A 17,598-nucleotide genomic window follows, 5' to 3' on the forward strand; every position below is an offset into this window, starting at 1 on the left:
GTGGGGGCAGCTCGATGGGGGACTCACGGACGTATCCTGAAGGCCTTCTCCGGCCACGCAGCTCCGTCCGCGGGCGGACACGAATGAAAGCGGTCAGTCATGCGCCTCTACGTTCCCCTGACCCTGTCCCGGCTCGCCGAGGCGTACCGGGCGGGGGAGCTGGCGCCCGGGCCGCTGGTCGCCTACGCCGTGACCCCGGCGCTGCGGGAGTGGTACGTCTCCGACGACATCGAGGAGCTGGAGTACGCGGCGCTGAACCGGGCGGCGATGGCGTCGCTGCGGCTGGTGGCGGTGGACCCCAAGGCGGCGCGGCGGCGGGTCGTGCTGGCGGCCGACGTACCGGACGGGGCGGCCGTCGCCGACCCCGACCGGGGGCTCGACCAGGGGGCGCTCGGGGAGGTGCGGATCGCCGAGGCGCTCCCGATGGGCAAGGTGGCGGCCGTGCACGTGGACGCGCCGGACGCGGAGGCGGACGTGGCCGCGGCGGCGTCCCTGCTGGGCGCCGCGGACCAGGGCGACGACGACGCGCGGTTCGTGGTGGACGGGGTCGAGGACCACGAGCTGCTCTGGTTCGCCACGCAGGAGATTCCCGGGCTGATCGCCTGAGAAGCCGGTTTCGAAGTCCCGAGCCTTTGGCCTCCGGGCAGGTCTCCGCGGGCGTTCGCCGGGCATCGGCGGAGGGTAGATTTGGGGGATGGGGACGCGGCGCGGGGCGCACATCGTGTGGGACTGGAACGGGACGCTCCTGCATGACATTCACGCGGTGATCGAGGCGACGAACGCCTCCTTCGCGGAGCTCGGGATCGAGCCCATCACCTTGGAGCGGTACCGCGAGCTGTACTGCGTGCCGATCCCGCTGTTCTACGAGCGGCTGCTGGGGCGGCTGCCCAGCGACAGTGAGTGGCGCGTCATGGACGCCGTCTTCCACCGGCACTACTGGGCGCGGGCCGAGACCTGCGGGCTCACCGAGGGGGCCGCCCGGCTGCTGGCCGAGCGGCGGGCCGAGGGGCACACGCAGTCGTTGCTGTCCCTGGCCCCGCACGAACACCTCGTACCGCTGGTGCGCAGGCACGGCATCCAGGAGCACTTCGTGCGGATCGACGGGCGCACCGACGACTCGCACGCCGGGAAGGCCGAGCGGATGGTGCGGCACCTCGCCGCGCTGGAAGGTGTCGTCGCCGCCGCCGAGCGGGTCGTCGTCATCGGTGACGCCCTCGACGACGCGATCGCCGCCGCGCACGTGGGGGCGCGGGCCGTGCTCTACACCGGCGGTTCGCACAGCAGGGCCAGCCTGGAGTGCGCCGGTGTGCCGGTCGTGGACAGCCTGGGAGAGGCCGTGCTCGTGGCGGAACGGCTCGCCGCCTGAGATGTCCGGGCGCTCGCGCGTTCGTACGGCCGTACGGATGCGTCCGTCGTCCTTCCCGGACAACGTGCCCGCCCGGGGCGGCTCCGCCGAGCGGGGCGACCTCGACGGGCGCCCCCGCGTACTGTGCAGAGTGTCCAGGTTCTGCCCCTGCTTTTGTACACATACGGCTCATGACGGTTCCGGGGTGCGGAGCGATAGCCTTGTCCCGTGATCAGCGCGATATCCCGCGGAGGCATCGGTGCCTCCGCCCTGCGCCCCGGAAACACGGAGGACATCCGTGCCCGGGGCCTCGCTGACGTCTCTTCGCGGTGCGGCCGAGCGGGCCGGGCGGCCCGCCCGGCGACGGATTCGGCGAATCTGTCGCCGAAACCGCTGAAAATGGCGGAAAGTCGATGGCTGTTTCCGTACCGCCGCCTAACGTCGATGACGGCCGGAGACCCCGGGCCAGGGCGTTATGTCACTTCACTTCCTTCTACGTCGCGCAATGACGCGCGGCAGGAGTCATGAGGACAATGCAGACCAAGCTGGACGAAGCCAAGGCCGAGCTGCTCGCGCGGGCCGCCCGGGTAGCTGAGAACAGCCCGGTCGGGGGGCGCCCGCCGAGCGGTGCACCGACCGGGAAGACGAGCGGGGCCACGCCGGACCAGGACATGGCCCTCGCGTTCCTCCAGCGCTACTACCTGCACACTGCCCCCGAGGACCTCGCCGACCGCGACCCGGTCGACGTCTTCGGCGCCGCCTTCTCCCACTACCGGCTCGCCGAGAACCGCCCCCAGGGCACGGCGAACGTGCGCGTCCACACCCCGACGGTCGAGGAGAACGGCTGGACCTGCAGCCACTCCGTCGTCGAGGTCGTCACCGACGACATGCCCTTCCTGGTCGACTCCGTCACCAACGAGCTCTCCCGCCAGGGCCGCGGCATCCATGTGGTGATCCACCCCCAGGTCGTCGTGCGCCGTGACCTGACCGGCAAGCTCCTCGAGGTCTTCCCCGCGGAGGTGGGCGCCGAGCGGCCGCAGGACGCGCTCGTCGAGTCGTGGATCCATGTGGAGATGGACCGCGAGACCGACCGCGCCGACCTGAAGCAGATCACCGCCGACCTGCTGCGCGTCCTGTCCGACGTGCGCGAGACGGTCGAGGACTGGGAGAAGATGCGCGACGCCGCGCTGCGCATCGCCGACGAGCTGCCCTCCGAGCCCACCGCGGACGACCTGCGCGATCAGGAGGTGGAGGAGGCCCGCGAGCTGCTGCGCTGGCTCGCCGACAACCACTTCACCTTCCTGGGCTTCCGGGAGTACAACCTCACCGACGACGACTCGCTGGCCGCCGTCCCCGGCACCGGCCTGGGCATCCTGCGCGCCGACCCCAAGCACGGCGACGACCACCACCCCGTCAGCCCGTCCTTCAACCAGCTGCCCGCCGACGCGCGCGCCAAGGCCCGTGAGCACAAGCTGCTCGTCCTGACGAAGGCCAACAGCCGGGCGACCGTGCACCGCCCCAGCTACCTCGACTACGTCGGCGTGAAGAAGTTCGACGCCGAGGGCAACGTCATCGGGGAGCGGCGCTTCCTCGGCCTGTTCTCGTCCGCCGCGTACACCGAGTCCGTGCGGCGCGTGCCCGTCATCCGCCGCAAGGTCGCCGAGGTGCTCAAGGGCGCCGGCTTCTCGGCCAACAGCCACGACGGGCGCGACCTGCTCCAGATCCTGGAGACCTACCCGCGCGACGAGCTGTTCCAGACGCCCGCCGACGAGCTGCGCTCCATCGTGACGAGCGTCCTCTACCTCCAGGAGCGGCGCCGGCTGCGGCTCTACCTGCGCAAGGACGAGTACGGGCGCTACTACTCCGCGCTCGTCTACCTCCCGCGCGACCGCTACACCACCGGCGTGCGGCTGCGGATCATCGACATCCTCAAGGAGGAGCTGAACGGCGCCAGCGTCGACTTCACCGCCTGGAACACCGAGTCGATCCTCTCCCGCATCCACTTCGTGGTGCGGGTGCCCAAGGGCGCCGCGGTCCCCGACCTCTCCGACGCCGACATCGAGCGCATCGAGGGCCGGCTCGTCGACGCCGCCCGCTCCTGGGCCGACGGCTTCGCCGAGGCGCTGACCGCCGAGTGCGGCGAGGAGCGCGCCGCCGAACTCCTGCGCCGGTACGGGGGCGCCTTCCCCGAGGGCTACAAGGCCGACCACACGCCGCGCGCCGCCGTCGCCGACCTCCAGCACCTGGAGCAGCTCAGCCGGGGCGACAAGGACTTCGCGCTCTCCCTGTACGAGCCGGTGGGCGCCGCGCCCGGCGAGCGCCGCTTCAAGATCTACCGCTCCGGCGAGCAGGTCTCCCTCTCCGCGGTGCTGCCCGTCCTGCAGCGCCTGGGCGTCGAGGTCACCGACGAGCGCCCGTACGAGCTGCGCTGCGCCGACCGCACGCACGCGTGGATCTACGACTTCGGGCTGCGCATGCCCAAGTCCCCGAACGGCGGCGACTACCTCGGCGACGACGGCCGCGAGCGCTTCCAGGAGGCCTTCGCCGCCGCCTGGACCGGTGCCGCCGAGGTCGACGGCTTCAACTCGCTGGTGCTGCGCGCGGGCCTCAACTGGCGCCAGGCGATGGTGCTGCGGGCGTACGCCAAGTACCTGCGCCAGGCCGGCGCCATGTTCAGCCAGGACTACATGGAGGACACCCTCCGCAACAACGTCCACACCACCCGGCTGCTCGTCTCGCTCTTCGAGGCGCGCATGTCGCCGGACCGCCAGCGCGCCGGGACCGAGCTGACCGACGGGCTCCTGGAGGAGCTGGACGGCGCGCTCGACCAGGTCGCCTCGCTGGACGAGGACCGCATCCTGCGGTCCTTCCTCACCGTCATCAAGGCGACCCTGCGCACGAACTTCTTCCAGCGCACGCAGAGCGGCGAGCCGCACGCCTACGTCTCCATGAAGTTCGACCCGCAGGCCATCCCCGACCTGCCCGCGCCGCGTCCCGCGTACGAGATCTGGGTGTACTCGCCCCGCGTCGAGGGCGTCCACCTGCGCTTCGGCAAGGTCGCGCGCGGCGGGCTGCGCTGGTCCGACCGGCGCGAGGACTTCCGTACGGAGATCCTCGGCCTGGTCAAGGCGCAGATGGTGAAGAACACCGTCATCGTGCCGGTCGGCGCCAAGGGCGGCTTCGTCGCCAAGCAGCTGCCCGACCCGTCGGTGGACCGCGACGCGTGGCTCGCCGAGGGCGTGGCCTGCTACAAGACGTTCATCTCCGCGCTGCTCGACATCACCGACAACCTCGTCGCCGGCGAGGTCGTGCCGCCCTCCGACGTGGTGCGCCACGACGAGGACGACACCTACCTCGTCGTCGCCGCCGACAAGGGCACCGCGACGTTCTCGGACATCGCCAACGAGGTCGCCCAGTCCTACGACTTCTGGCTCGGCGACGCGTTCGCCTCCGGCGGCTCCGCGGGCTACGACCACAAGGGCATGGGCATCACCGCCCGCGGCGCCTGGGAGTCCGTGAAGCGGCACTTCCGGGAGCTGGGCTGCGACACCCAGTCCGAGGACTTCACCGTCGTCGGCGTCGGTGACATGTCCGGCGACGTGTTCGGCAACGGCATGCTGCTCTCCGAGCACATCCGCCTGGTCGCCGCCTTCGACCACCGGCACATCTTCATCGACCCGCAGCCGGACGCCGCGACCTCCTACGCCGAGCGCCGCCGCCTGTTCGAGCTGCCGCGCTCGTCCTGGGCCGACTACGACAAGGCGCTGCTCTCCTCCGGCGGCGGGATCTTCTCCCGCTCCGCCAAGGCGATCCAGCTCAACGGCCACATCCGCGAGGCCCTCGGCATCGAGAGCAACGTCGTCAAGATGACCCCGGCGGACCTGATGCGGGCCATCCTCCAGGCCCCCGTGGACCTGCTGTGGAACGGCGGCATCGGCACGTACGTGAAGTCCTCGGCGGAGTCGAACGCCGACGTCGGCGACAAGGCGAACGACGCGATCCGCGTGAACGGCTCGGACCTGCGCGTCAAGGTGGTCGGCGAGGGCGGCAACCTCGGCCTGACCCAGCTGGGGCGCATCGAGTTCGCGCGCGCCGGCGGACGCATCAACACCGACGCCATCGACAACAGCGCGGGCGTGGACACCTCCGACCACGAGGTGAACATCAAGATCCTGCTCAACGCGGTCGTCACCGACGGCGACATGACCGTCAAGCAGCGCAACAAGCTGCTCGCCGAGATGACCGACGAGGTCGGGCACCTGGTGCTGCGCAACAACTACGCGCAGAACACCGCGCTGGCCAACGCCGTCGCCCAGTCGCCGTCCCTGCTCCACGCCCACCAGCGCTTCATGCGCCGGCTCGGCAAGCAGGGCCACCTGGACCGGAGCCTGGAGTTCCTGCCCAACGACCGGCAGATCCGCGAACTGCTCAACTCCGGCCGCGGCCTGTCCCAGCCCGAGCTGGCCGTCCTGCTCGCCTACACGAAGATCACGGCCGCCGACGAGCTGATCCAGACGACGCTGCCCGACGACCCCTACCTGCGGCGCCTGCTGCACGCCTACTTCCCGAAGGCGCTGCGCGAGCGGTTCCCCGACCAGGTCGACGGGCACGCGCTGCGCCGGGAGATCGTCACGACCGTCCTGGTCAACGACACGGTGAACACGGGCGGTTCGACGTTCCTGCACCGGCTGCGGGAGGAGACGGGCGCCTCGCTGGAGGAGATCGTGCGGGCCCAGCTGGCCGCGCGGGAGATCTTCGGCCTCAGCGAGGTCTGGGACGCCGTCGAGGCGCTCGACAATGTCGTCGCCGCCGATGTGCAGACCCGCGTACGGCTGCACTCGCGCCGCCTCGTCGAGCGCGGCTCGCGCTGGCTGCTCAACAACCGGCCGCAGCCGCTCCAGCTCGCCGAGACCATCGGCTTCTTCAGCGAGGGCGTCGCCCAGGTCTGGGACGAGCTGGCGAACCTGCTGCGCGGCTCGGACCTGGAGTGGTACCAGGGCATCCGGGACGAGCTGACGGACGCGGGCGTCCCCGAGGCGCTGGCCCAGCGCGTCGCCGGGTTCTCGTCGGCCTTCCCGGCGCTGGACATCGTCGCGGTCGCCGACCGGGTGGGCAAGGAGCCCATGGCCGTCGCCCAGGTCTACTACGACCTCGCCGACCGGCTGCGCATCACCCAGCTCATGGACCGCATCATCGAGCTGCCCCGGGCCGACCGCTGGCAGTCCATGGCCCGCGCCTCCATCCGCGAGGACCTGTACGCGGCGCACGCCGCGCTCACGGCGGACGTCCTGGCCGCGGGGGGCGAGGGCGAGTGCACGCCGGAGGAGCGGTTCAAGGCGTGGGAGGAGAAGAACGCGCCGATCCTGAGCCGGGCCCGCTCGACGCTGGAGGAGATCCAGAGCTCCGAGGCGTTCGATCTGGCGAACCTGTCGGTGGCGATGCGGACGATGCGGACGCTGCTGCGTACGCATTCGTAGGTACGCCGACGACGCCGCCGCGTAGGTGTGCGTAGGCACGCGAAAGGGGGGCGCCCCGGGCCTGGTGGCTCGGGGCGCCCCCCTTACGCCGCTCCGTGGGGAGCGGACCGCGGTGGGTCAGGCGTGTCGACGGGATCCGCGTCGGGCCCACAGGGGCGTGACCACGGCGATGAGGACGGCGGCGACGCCGATCTGGAAGATGTGCCTGATCCAGTCGATGCCGTTCGTGTCGCGGACGCCGACCGCGGTGGCCAGGGCGTTGCCGACGACGGCGCCGAGGATACCGAGGATGACCGTCAGCCACAGCGGAATGGGCTGACGGCCCGGCAGGACGAGTTTGGCCAGCAGGCCGATGATGAGTCCGGCGATGATGGCCCACAGGAATGACACGTCGGCTCCTCCTACTGTTGAAAAAAGGCTGTCGGGAATCTGCAAGCCCAAGTGCCCGGGAAACCGCGCCGTATGCGTCCCTTTCTTCGGCCGTATCTTTGGACAGGTCTTCGTACGCATGTTCGTCAATGTCCCCGTGCATGACGGAGCCGGGAGGGGGAAACTGGGTCGCATGATCGGCTTGGCGGATGTCCTGGCGGACGTCAAAGAAGGCGATGTACGGCTCACCCGCCGCATGGCCCACTGGACCTCGCCCCTGGCGCGGCGGGTGCTGCCGGCCGTGGAGTCGGCGGCTGAACACACCAAACTGTGGTGGGGTGCGGCGGTGCTCATGTCCGTGACCGGCGGCCGCCGGGAGCGGACGGCCGCGGTGGCCGGACTGGCCGCCATGGGGGTCGCGGAGCTGGTGTCCAACGCGGTGTGCAAACAGCTCTACGAACGGCGCAGGCCGCCCAAGGAGCTGATCCCGCACGAGGACGTGCACGACCGTCCGGACAGCTCTTCGTTCCCCTCCGGGCACACCGCCGCGGCCGTCGGCTTCACCGCCGGTGTCGCCGGGACCTCCCTGGGGTGGGGCGCCGCCTGCGCGGTGCCGGCGGCGGCGGTCGCGGTGGAGCGGGTGCACTCCGGCGCGCACTACCCCACTGACGTGGCCGTCGGCGCCGTGATCGGCCTGGCCGGCGCCTGGCTCGTCCACCGCACTCCCCGGCTGGTGCTGCGTCACCTGCTGTGAGGGCGCCATTGTCGCCCGCCCCGTGTTCCGGCAGTCCGGCAGGGGGCGGGCTCTTTTCGTGCGCCGGGCCCTGGCCCTGGTCCCGGCCCTGGCCCCTGCGCTGACCCTGGCCCCGCCCCCGCTCCGGCGCCGGGGCAACGTCGGCGGGCCCTGTGGCGTCTTCGTCGGCGGACTCGTGTTGCCGATCAGCGGCAGCGGAGGTAGGGCCGGTCCGGAGTGAGTTCTCCCCTGGACCGATTGGTTGCCTCCGTGGCGCGGAATGGGTGATGAGATTCGCCATACCCCCTTAATTCGGGCATTTGGTCTAAGGTGGGTGAGATTGTCTGACGGAGGTACGAAATCCACAGCGCAGGGAACCGGACCACCCATCGACCGCGGACCACCGAAGGGCCAGCCGTGACCGTGAACACCCCCGAGAACCTCTCCGACGAGCTCGCCGCGCACCTGCCCGAGGCCTGGGCCGCCACCGCGCTGACCGTCGTCATGCCGACGTACAACGAAGCGGGGAACCTGCCGGGCATGGCCGAGGCCCTGATGGCGCTCCCGCTGCCCGGCCTGCGCCTCCTCGTCGTCGACGACTCCAGCCCCGACGGCACCGGCGACATCGCCGAACGCTTCGCCGAGCGGTACGGCAGCGCCCGGATGAGCGTCCTGCACCGCACCGAGAAGGACGGCCTCGGTCGGGCCTACGCGGCCGGCATGACCCGGGCCGTCGCCGAGGGCGCCGCGTACGTGCTGCAGATGGACGCCGACGGCAGCCACCCCGTCGCCAAGGTCGCCGAGCTGCTCGGCGTCGCCCTCGCCACCGACGCGGCTGTCGTCATGGGCAGCCGGTACGTGCAGGGCGGCACGCTCTCCGACGCCTGGGGCGCCCACCGCAAGCTGCTCTCGCGCTGGGCCAACGCCTACGCCGGCACCATCCTCGGCACCCGCGTCCGCGACATCACCGGCGGCTTCAACCTCTGGCGCGCGGACGCCCTGCGCGCCATCGACCTCGCCTCCGTGGACAGCGCGGGCTACAGCTTCCAGGTCGAGATGAAGTACCGGGCGCTGCGCCGCGGCTTCGGCGTCATGGAGGTGCCGATCCACTTCGAGGACCGCACGATCGGCGAGTCCAAGATGAACCTCATGGTGCAGCTGGAGTCCATCGTGATGCCCTGGAAGCTGCGGCTCGACGCGAGGGCGTCCGGGCGGGGCGGGGACGTGCGAGGCGGCGATGTGCGGGGCGGGGACGTGCGGGGCGGCGCGGGAGTACGCGGATGACGGGGCCCGCGCTGCGGGAGGCGCCGCCCGCCGGGTCCGCCGCCGTCCCCGCGCCCTCTCCCGCGCCGGACCGCGCGCCCGCGCCCGCGGTCGGGCGCCTGCGCCGGCTCTCCCTGGAGGTCATGAAGTTCGGCGTGGTCGGCGGCAGCGGTGTCGCCGTGAACCTCCTCGTCTTCAACCTCCTCCTGCACGGCTTCGGCTCCCGCCCCATGACGGCGACCGTCCTGGCCAGCTGCGTGGCCATGGGCACCAACTACCTCGGCTTCCGCTTCTTCGCCTACCGGGACCGCGCCTCGCGCACCAAGCGGCAGATCGCCCTCTTCTTCGTCTTCAGCGGCATCGGCGTGGTGATGGAGAGCGTCCTGTTCTACGCGGCCTACCGGGGCGCGGGCATGAGCGGCCCGCTCGGCTCGAACATCGCCAAGGCGCTCTCGATCGCCCTCGCCTCGGCGTTCCGCTTCCTGGTGTACCGGACGTGGGTCTTCCAGCACGATGCGCGCCGCCTCTAAAGGGGCCGCCGAAGGGGCCATACGGGCGCCGCGAAACCTCGTACCGCTCGCCGCCGCCCTGCCCCTGCTCGCCCTGATCGTCCTGCTGCTCCTGGTGATCGTCCGCCTGCCGTGGGCGGGCGACCTCGGCATCCACGCGGCGACGATCGAACGCCTGCGCGCCGATCCGCTCGACCCCGGCAACCCGCTGGTCGACGCGGACACCCCGAGCCCCTACTACTCGCCCTGGACGCTGCTCCTTGGCTGCCTGGCCAGGGTGACCGGGCTCGGCACGTTCGTGGTGCTGCGGGTGGCGGCGCTGGTGGGGCTGGCGCTGCTGGTGACGGGGGTGCGGAACTTCGTCCGTACGTTCAGCACGCGTCCTGGGGCGGTGCCGCTGGCCCTGCTCTGCCTGCTGCTGCTCTGGGGCCCGGGGCTGTTCAGCTGGAGCGGCTTCCTCGGCCTCAACTCCCTCGCCCTGACGGTCTCGTACCCGAGTACGTTCGCGCTCGGGCTCTCCTTCCACTTCTGGGCGCTGCTGCGGAAGGCCTTGCCGGGCGCGGGCGTGCGGGCGTTCCTCGGCCTCGGGGTGCTGTGGGCCGTGATCCTGCTGAGCCACCAGTTCACGGGGGTGGTGGCGTCCTTCGGGGCGTCGGCGATGGTGCTGGGGGCGCGGCCGTGGCCGTCCCGGCAGGTGTGGGGGCGGCTGGCGTGCGGAGCGGCGCTCGGCATCGCGGTGCTGGCGCTCTGGCCCTACTACTCCTTCTTCGGCCTCTTCGGGGCCGGCGGCCTGGAGGACATCCACCGTTCGCTGTACCGGGGGCTGCTGCCGCACTTCGGTCTGGCGCTGCTCGGTGTGGCGGCCCTGGTGTGCCGGTGGCGCCGGGATCGCCGGGACCCCCTGGTCCTCTTCTTCGCGCTCGGCGCGGTGCTGTTCGCGGCGGGCGGCCTGAGCGGCCACTACTCGTGGGGCCGGGTGCTGCCGGCGGCCCTGATCCCGGCGCAGGTGGCGGCGGCGCTGGAGGTCTTCGAACGGGGCGCCGTCCGCCGCGCGGCCGCCGCGCTGCTGGGCGCGGCCCTGCTGCTCGGGGCGTGGACCCAGGCGGGGACGCTCGGCTACGTGGCGCCGCGCGGGGCCCTGCCGGGCCCGGTGGCCGCCAAGTACCGGGCGCCCTGGCCGGGCTACGACTGGCTGGCCCCGGAGGTCCGCCACGGCGACGTGGTCATGGCCAAGACCTTCCCGTCCCGCCAGATCCCCGCGTACGGCCCCTACACGGTCGCCCCCGGCTACCCGGACTTCTTCCTCCCGGACCAGCCCGAGCGCCTCGCGGCGGTACGGACGTACTTCGCACCGGACACACGACGCGAGACCCGCCTGGCGGTGCTGCACAGGTACGGGGTGCGCTGGATCATCGCCTACCCCACGGACCACGGCCTGCCCCCCGACGACCCCGCCCTGCGGAAGACCTCCGTGGGCCCGAGGGGACAGGTGCTGTACGAGGTGGTGGGGTGAGCGCCCCGAGGGGCGGGCGGAGCGGTTACTCCGGTGCGGCCTTCCATTCGTCTTCGAGGATCGAGTAGGTGATGGAGTCGCGCCAGGCGCCGTCCACGAACACGTGCTGTCTGATCCTGCCCTCCTCCTGCATCCCCGCGCGGAGCAGCGTTTTGTGGGAGGCGGTGTTCAAAGGCGCGCGGGCGGCCCACACGCGATGCAGGCCGAGGCTGTCGAAGGCGAGGGCCAGCAGGGCACGGACGGTTTCCGTGCCGTGGCCGAGCCTCCAGACGGAGGGGTGGAGGGCGCCACCCATCGTCGCCGCTTTCGGCTGGTGCGGGTCGAGGGCGAGGCGGGCGTAACCGATCAGGTGGCCGCTCTCGCGTTCGGTGACGGCGAGGCAGTATTCGTCCCGGGGCTCCGTGGTGGCGGAGACCATGGAACGGGCGATGATCTTGCCTACTTGCTCCCGGGTGCGTGGCTCGAACGACAGGTGTCTCGTCGCCTCCGCGTTGCTGTAGATGGCGTGGACCGCGTCCACGTCATCGATGCCGATCTCCCGTAGGACCAGGCGGGGGCTGGCGTGCTCGACCGGATACATGAGCCGGACCCTACCTGGGCAGTGCGGGGGTCGGAGTCGCGGTGAACAGCTCCAATTGGGCCCGGAGGTCCCGCGCCTGGTTCTCCGCACGCAGGGAACTCGCGACAAGGGCTGCATGGACGCGACGGGCCGATGCGACGATGCCGTGGTTGTGCTGTGAGGGCGGGAGATCGAGGACGGGGTGGACGGCCTCGGCCGTGCCTTCGAGATCACGGCGGGCGATGCGGGCGAGGGCGAGGTTGGTGCGGGCGCCGGCGGCATCGCCGAACGCCCACTCATCGGCGGGGGCCGAGACGTAGGCCTGCACCGCTTCTTGCGCGGACCGCTCCGCTTCCGCGCCGCCGCCGTCGAGGAGGACCTGGGCTTCGGCGACGTAATAGGCCTGGCGCGGCCGGGGGAACGTCAGGATGCCGCCGATGCTGTCGAGGTCGTCGGGGACCGCGGAGTCTCGGGCGGTGCCGACGCGCAGCACCGCGGAGCGGACTCCGTCCGAGTCGCCGAGAACCGCGTGGGCCCGGGCTTCCAGGGCGGCGAGCCACACGCTGACGCTGCCGGACCGGGCGGCCAGGGCGGCGGTGCCGTGGGCCGCGTATGTGGCGGCATCGGCGGGGCGTCCGGACCAGTAGGCGATGAGGGATTGCAGGCCCCGGACCCAGGCGCGCATGCCGTTGTGTCCTGCCTGGTCGGCACAGACGTAGGCGGCACGGGCCTGCATCATCGCCGATTTGGGGTCACCCAGGTCGTGGGACGCCTTGGCGAGCATGCCGGAGGCCATGGCCGCAAGGAGTTGCAGGTCGACGCCTTGTGCCGGAGTGGCTCGTCCGGATTCCAGGAGTCGGAAGATGAGGTCGTGTACTTCGGTGAGGTCGGAGAGGATCTCATGGAGGGCGACGCGGGGGTAGGCCGCGCCGATTCGGGTTACCTCGTCCCTGATGTGGGCGAAGGTCTCCGGACCGATCGCACTGGTCTCCGCCATCACCGCGTACCGCAGTGCCCTGTTCGCCGCCATTGCCGCCTGCCTTCCCATTTCCTGAATGTCCGTGCACGGGCTGATGTGATCGGTGGGCGCCGGCTGTCCGGTGCGAGGCGCCCCTGCCGGGTGCGGGCCCGCACCCGGCGGCGCCAGGAGTTCGCCGATGGGGTGACCGAACATGTGCGCCAGGACGCGGCGGGCGTCGGGGACCGGCTTCGACGCACCCGAGTACCAGCGCTCGTAAGTCCGTTCCGAGGGCGCCAGGTTGGCGAGGTGAGGTGTTCCCTCGGTCTCGGCCAGTTCCCGCGCCGACCGCTCGAACTGCGCTTTGAACGTGGCGTAGGACTGCCAGTCCCGTTGAGCGGTGAGCAGCTGGAGCAGCGTGCGCATGGTGACCTCCGACCTGTCCGGCGGCTCCTGAGCAGACAGTAGGTCTGTGCCTGCCCCCGGACTCGCCCTTCCCGTGCGAAGAGCTGAAGTTGACGGTCCGTTGACGGTCCGATGGCGCCTGCCGTCATCCGATGCGGACGAACGTGACGGTGCGACGGCGGTGGAGATGCGCCCGGGCCCGGCGGCACGCTCTTCGCATCGTCACTGAACGTAGCAGCACGAACACCCGAGACGCAGCAGGGAGTTCCATCCGCCATGAGTCAGCCCCTCGGTATGGGCCACTGGTCGCACCCGCTGATCGGCCGGAAGGTCATCGATCACGCACACGGTGATCGCGTCGGGATCTTCCGCGCGTTCGCTCCCGACGTGGACGAGCACCCCGCCGGGCCGGTCCTCCTCATCCCGGAGACGCCCCCCGTGGTGTGGCTCGCGCCGGAAGAGGGAGGGCGGGAGTGGACGACCTCGCCGGACGCGATCGAGGCCGCGCGGTGAACGCGGGCCCGGCCACGGCGTACCGGACCGGTCTCAGCGCAGCACGCTCGCCGCCAGGCGGGCTGTTCTGCGGAGGCGGGGGCCCGTCTTCGCGGCGGCTCGGCGTGTGAGGGGGCGGATGATGTGGGCCGTTACTCCTACCGGGGTCCAGCGGAGTTGGAGGCGGCCCGTCGCGCGGCCCTCCGGTTCGAGTGTGACCTCGTGGGGGGTCGCGCCGGAGCGGTAGTCGATGCGGGCGCGCAGGGTGGGGAAGGTCAGCGGGGCCAGGAGCAGGGACGTGTTGCGCAGGCCGCCGGAGGTCAGTTGCAGGACCGGGTGGCGGACGCCCTCGAAGCCGTCGAGGGGGAGGGGGGCCCGGGCCAGGTCCAGGCGGGCCGTGCCCTCGAAGACGCCGGGGAGGACGGGGTCCAGGCGGAAGGGGGTCTTCATGCGGCGGTGGCCGGGGGCCACGAGGAGGGTCGCCACCTGGGGGCCCACGGGCAGGCGCAGGCCGGGGTCGTAGGTGCGCACGGTCAGGTCGACCCTGGCGCCGGGTCCCCGCTCGATCCGCGTGATCTCGTGGCGGAACTGCGCGCTCGGGAACGGGCGGGAGTCCAGGCCCAGGTCGGTGAGGTCGAGTTCCGCGCGGCCCGAGGGCGTCTGCGGGACGTGCCCGCCCCAGTACACGCGGCCCTCCGCGTCCATCGACGTCTCGCGCGGCGCCACCCCGTGGCCGAGGCCCCGCGCCGCAAGCCGCGCCTCCGCCAGGCGGTTGTCGCGGACCAGTTGGAGGACGACCCGCTCCGCGCGGGGCAGGCGGGCGTACGCGCCGGGGGACAGCCCCGCCAGATAGGGGTTCACGATGTCCGCGAAGCCCGTCAGCCACTCCTCGTCACGGAACGGGAGGTCTCCCGCGTACATCCGGAAGTCGTGCTTCAGGAACTTGTGGTCCTTGGCCTCCTGGAGGGCGCCGTGGCCGCTCGACGTCAGGAAGTCGTCGATCAGGCGCTGCACGTGGACGCGGTCCCGGACGTTCGACAGCTTGTGGCGCTGGTTGGAGATCGACGCCGCTTCCGCCGCCTCGTACGGCGCTATGTACCAGCGGTAGACGGGCTCGGGGATCACCGTGAAGGCCCGCGCGAGGCAGTACGCCTGCGCCGAGAACAGCTGGTCCTCGTAGTGGATGCCCTCCGGGAAGCGCAGGTCGTTGCGGTCCAGGAACGCGCGGCGGTACATCTTGCTGGTCGACAGGTGCTCGAAGAACAGGGCCGGTTCCGCCGCGATGCCGTGCACCGTGCGGCGCTCGGCCACCAGGTGCGGCATCCAGGTGGAGGTGCGGCCCGTGTCCACGCGGACCCGCTCCACCGCGCCCATCGTGAAGTCCACCTCGTGCTCGCGGTGGGCCGCGAGGAGCAACTCGACGGCCCGCTCGGGCAGTTCGTCGTCGCTGTCCAGGAACATCAGGAACGGGCCGCGCGCGATCTCCAGGGCGCGGTTGCGCGGCGCGCTGCACCCGCCGCTGTTCGCCGGCAGGCGCAGATACGTGACGCGGTCGTCCTGCGCCGCCAGCCGCCGCGCCACCGCAGGGGTGTCGTCCGTCGAGTGGTCGTCGCTGATGATGATCTCGATGTTCTCGTGCGTCTGGCGGCGCAGGGACGCCACCGCGCGCGGCAGGCGCTCCGCGTCGTTGTAGACGATCACCGTGACCGTCACGTCGGGTATCGGGGTCATCGCTGCGTCGCCTCCTCGGGCGTCGGGGCCGGGGTGCGCCCGGCGAGCGGGGTCACCGGCGGCAGGGAGTTCTCGCTCTCGCCGAGGAAGACCCGGCGGACGACGCGCTCGGCGGCGCGCCCGTCGTCGTACTCGCAAAAGCGCTCGCGGAACGCCTCGCGGGCCTTGTCGGCCGCCGCGTCGCGCCACGCGCCGGAGGTGAACAGCTCCGTCAACTCCTCCTGCGTGCGCGCCACCTGGCCCGGCGCCTGCGCCATCAGGTCGAAATAGACGCCGCGTGTCGTCGCGTACGTCTCCCAGTCGTCGGCGTAGACCACGATCGGCCGGTCGAGGTTGGCGTAGTCGAACATGATCGAGGAGTAGTCCGTGATCAGCGCGTCCGCCGCCAGGCAGAGGTCCTCCACCGGGTCGTAGGAGGAGACGTCGATGACCCGGCCGCTCTTGCGCAGGCCCGCGAGCGGCGAGGCGGCGCCCCCGTAGAAGTAGTGGCCGCGCACGAGCAGGACGGTGTCCTCGCCCAGGCGGTCGGCGAGGGTCGCCAGGTCCAGGCGCGGGGTCCAGGCGGCCTCGTAGTCGCGGTGGGTGGGCGCGTAGAGCAGGGCCCGCCTGCCCGGCGCGATGCCGAGCTTCTCGCGGATCGCGCGGATGTCGGCGGCCGTCGCGCGGTAGAAGACGTCGTTGCGCGGATAACCGTGGTCGAGGGACTCGTAACGCGACGGATAGGCGCGCTCCCACATGCGGGTGGAGTGGCTGTTCGCGGAGACGCTGTAGTCCCACTTGTCGACGCGGGCGAGCAGGCTGTGGAAGTTCAGGCCCTTGGCGGCCGCCGGGTAGTCGAGCTGGTCCAGGCCCATGCGCTTGAGCGGGGTGCCGTGGTGGGTCTGGACGTGCACCGCGTCGGGGCGCTTGACGATCGCGTTGGGGAAGTTGACGTTGTTCACCAGGTACTTGGCGCGCGCCATCACCTCCCAGTAGCGGCGGGTGCCGGGCACGACGTGGTCGGTGTCGGGCGCCAGCAGTGGCGCGTTCGCCGCCGAGACGACCCACACCGGGTGGATGTGCGGGGCGAGTTCGGCGAGCTTGGTGGCGATGGCCGCCGGGTTGCAGGCCACGCCCCGGTCCCAGTAGGCCGTGAAGACGGCGAGGCGGGGGTCGACCGGGCGCTCCAGGTCCCTGCGGTAGCGCAGGTCGCGGACCTTCACGCCCACCTGGTGCCTGCGCGCGAGCACCGCCGAACGCAGCTTGCGCCGCTGCTGGTTGGCGGCCCGGAACGTGCGGTACTTGGTGTACGCGTCCTCTTCGAGGATGCGGCGCCGCACGCCCTCCAGGCCGGCCGGCCGCTGATACCCCTCGGGGCGCAGGGCGACGGCGGCCCGCGCGGCGCGGTGGAAGAACTCCTCGCGCACCGGCTCGGGCAGCTTCTCGCGGGCGACGATCCGCAGGCAGTCGCCGACCATCACGTCGTAGAGCGCGGTGCGGGGCGCCGCCGGCAGGCCGAGGCCGTCCGCGAGGGCGAGCAGCGACTCGTACCGCGCGATGACGCCGAAGCGCGCCTCGGGCGGGACCGGCGGCAGGCTCTCCGGCCGCAACTCCCGTACGTTCAGGATGACTTGGTCGAGCGTGGCGATCCGGTCCGCGAGGAGCAGCGCGGCGTGCGCGGCGAACGTCTCGTCGTCCCCGGCCAGCCGCTCGGCGTGCGCCCGCCAGAAGTCCGCCCGCAGCACCCGCACGCCCAGCAGCGGCGTGACCCGCAGCAGGTCGGCGCAGTCGGCGAGCGGCAGGTCACGGCGGCCCTGCCGGGCGAGGTGCCCGCCGTCGGGGCTCGGCAGGCCCTGGTGGCGCCACGTCGAGCGGACGTGGTCGGCGACGAGGACGTCCACGCCGTCCGGCAGAGCGGCCACCCGGTCCGCGACCATGCGGGGCGCGCCCGTCGGCACGGTGTCCTTGCTGGGCACGAGGTGCAGCCACCGGCCGGCCGCCCGCTCGGCGCCCGCGGCCCGCGCCGCCGCCTCGCCCGTGCCCTCGGGCAGCGGGACGACGGTGACGCCGGGCCGGTCGGCGGCGGCGGACCGCGCGGCGGCGCCCACCGCGGCGACGACCACCTCGACGCCGGGGGAGGTTTGCGCGGCCAGCGCGTCCAGGCCCGCGCCCAGCCGGCCCTGGACGTCACGCCCGTGGACGACGACGCTCAGCACGGGCTCGGCGGTGTCACTGCGTCCGGGCACGGCGGTGCCCCCCTTCCGC

The 17,598-nt window shown here is 72.0% G+C and carries 13 protein-coding genes; 8 read left to right on the forward strand and 5 right to left on the reverse strand.

Annotated features, from left to right (window positions below):
- Window positions 1–99 precede the first annotated feature (99 nt).
- The 3 genes from ABZ385_RS09175 to ABZ385_RS09185 all read left to right on the forward strand — a co-directional run bounded on the left by ABZ385_RS09175 (window position 100) and on the right by ABZ385_RS09185 (window position 6,822).
- Complete coding sequence (locus tag ABZ385_RS09175; protein WP_358587508.1) at window positions 100–606, forward strand: hypothetical protein; 507 nt, start codon at window positions 100–102, stop codon at window positions 604–606.
- Window positions 607–694: 88 nt separating this feature from the next.
- Window positions 695–1,366, forward strand: coding sequence for an HAD family hydrolase (locus ABZ385_RS09180; protein ID WP_358697960.1), 672 nt, complete (start codon window positions 695–697; stop codon window positions 1,364–1,366).
- A gap of 512 nt (window positions 1,367–1,878) precedes the next feature.
- On the forward strand, window positions 1,879–6,822 hold the full coding sequence (locus tag ABZ385_RS09185; protein ID WP_358910858.1) for an NAD-glutamate dehydrogenase: 4,944 nt from the start codon (window positions 1,879–1,881) through the stop codon (window positions 6,820–6,822).
- A 117-nt stretch (window positions 6,823–6,939) separates the two neighbouring features.
- On the opposite strand, the gene ABZ385_RS09190 is transcribed toward ABZ385_RS09185, so the two are convergent.
- Window positions 6,940–7,212, reverse strand: coding sequence for a GlsB/YeaQ/YmgE family stress response membrane protein (locus ABZ385_RS09190; RefSeq protein ID WP_358587514.1), 273 nt, complete (start codon window positions 7,210–7,212; stop codon window positions 6,940–6,942).
- Window positions 7,213–7,384: 172 nt separating this feature from the next.
- Between ABZ385_RS09190 and ABZ385_RS09195 the strand changes: the two genes are divergently transcribed.
- The 4 genes from ABZ385_RS09195 (at window position 7,385) to ABZ385_RS09210 (ending at window position 11,209) form a co-directional block, all read left to right on the forward strand.
- Window positions 7,385–7,945 (forward strand): phosphatase PAP2 family protein, encoded by a 561-nt coding sequence (locus ABZ385_RS09195; RefSeq protein WP_358587516.1) that lies wholly within the window; start codon window positions 7,385–7,387, stop codon window positions 7,943–7,945.
- Window positions 7,946–8,428: 483 nt separating this feature from the next.
- Complete coding sequence (locus ABZ385_RS09200) at window positions 8,429–9,208, forward strand: polyprenol monophosphomannose synthase (RefSeq protein WP_358910860.1); 780 nt, start codon at window positions 8,429–8,431, stop codon at window positions 9,206–9,208.
- A complete protein-coding gene (locus tag ABZ385_RS09205) occupies window positions 9,205–9,717 on the forward strand; it encodes a GtrA family protein (RefSeq protein ID WP_358910625.1) in 513 nt (170 codons plus the stop codon). The genes ABZ385_RS09200 and ABZ385_RS09205 overlap by 4 nt, the downstream gene beginning before the upstream one ends.
- The gene (locus tag ABZ385_RS09210; protein WP_358910627.1) at window positions 9,701–11,209 is read left to right on the forward strand and encodes a hypothetical protein; all 1,509 of its coding nucleotides are present in this window, start codon (window positions 9,701–9,703) and stop codon (window positions 11,207–11,209) included. Before ABZ385_RS09205 ends, ABZ385_RS09210 begins: the two co-directional genes overlap by 17 nt.
- Window positions 11,210–11,234: 25 nt before the next feature.
- Here the strand turns inward: ABZ385_RS09210 and ABZ385_RS09215 are convergent, their stop codons facing one another.
- Together ABZ385_RS09215 and ABZ385_RS09220 are read right to left on the reverse strand one after the other, a co-directional pair.
- Window positions 11,235–11,789: a GNAT family protein gene (locus tag ABZ385_RS09215; RefSeq protein ID WP_358585948.1), complete on the reverse strand. Its 555-nt coding sequence runs from the start codon at window positions 11,787–11,789 to the stop codon at window positions 11,235–11,237.
- Window positions 11,790–11,799: 10 nt separating this feature from the next.
- Window positions 11,800–13,152: a hypothetical protein gene (locus ABZ385_RS09220; RefSeq protein ID WP_358585949.1), complete on the reverse strand. Its 1,353-nt coding sequence runs from the start codon at window positions 13,150–13,152 to the stop codon at window positions 11,800–11,802.
- Between the two features lie 255 nt (window positions 13,153–13,407).
- On the opposite strand from ABZ385_RS09220, the gene ABZ385_RS09225 reads away from it, so the two are divergent.
- The gene (locus tag ABZ385_RS09225; RefSeq protein ID WP_358585951.1) at window positions 13,408–13,644 is read left to right on the forward strand and encodes a hypothetical protein; all 237 of its coding nucleotides are present in this window, start codon (window positions 13,408–13,410) and stop codon (window positions 13,642–13,644) included.
- Window positions 13,645–13,677: 33 nt separating this feature from the next.
- On the opposite strand, the gene ABZ385_RS09230 is transcribed toward ABZ385_RS09225, so the two are convergent.
- Complete coding sequence (locus tag ABZ385_RS09230; protein WP_358910629.1) at window positions 13,678–15,354, reverse strand: glycosyltransferase family 2 protein; 1,677 nt, start codon at window positions 15,352–15,354, stop codon at window positions 13,678–13,680.
- On the reverse strand, window positions 15,351–17,579 hold the full coding sequence (locus ABZ385_RS09235; RefSeq protein WP_358910631.1) for a CDP-glycerol glycerophosphotransferase family protein: 2,229 nt from the start codon (window positions 17,577–17,579) through the stop codon (window positions 15,351–15,353). The genes ABZ385_RS09230 and ABZ385_RS09235 overlap by 4 nt, the downstream gene beginning before the upstream one ends.
- Between the last annotated feature and the right edge of the window lie 19 nt (window positions 17,580–17,598).

It is taken from the genome of Streptomyces sp. NPDC005898, assembly GCF_040629635.1.
Lineage (GTDB): Bacteria > Actinomycetota > Actinomycetes > Streptomycetales > Streptomycetaceae > Streptomyces.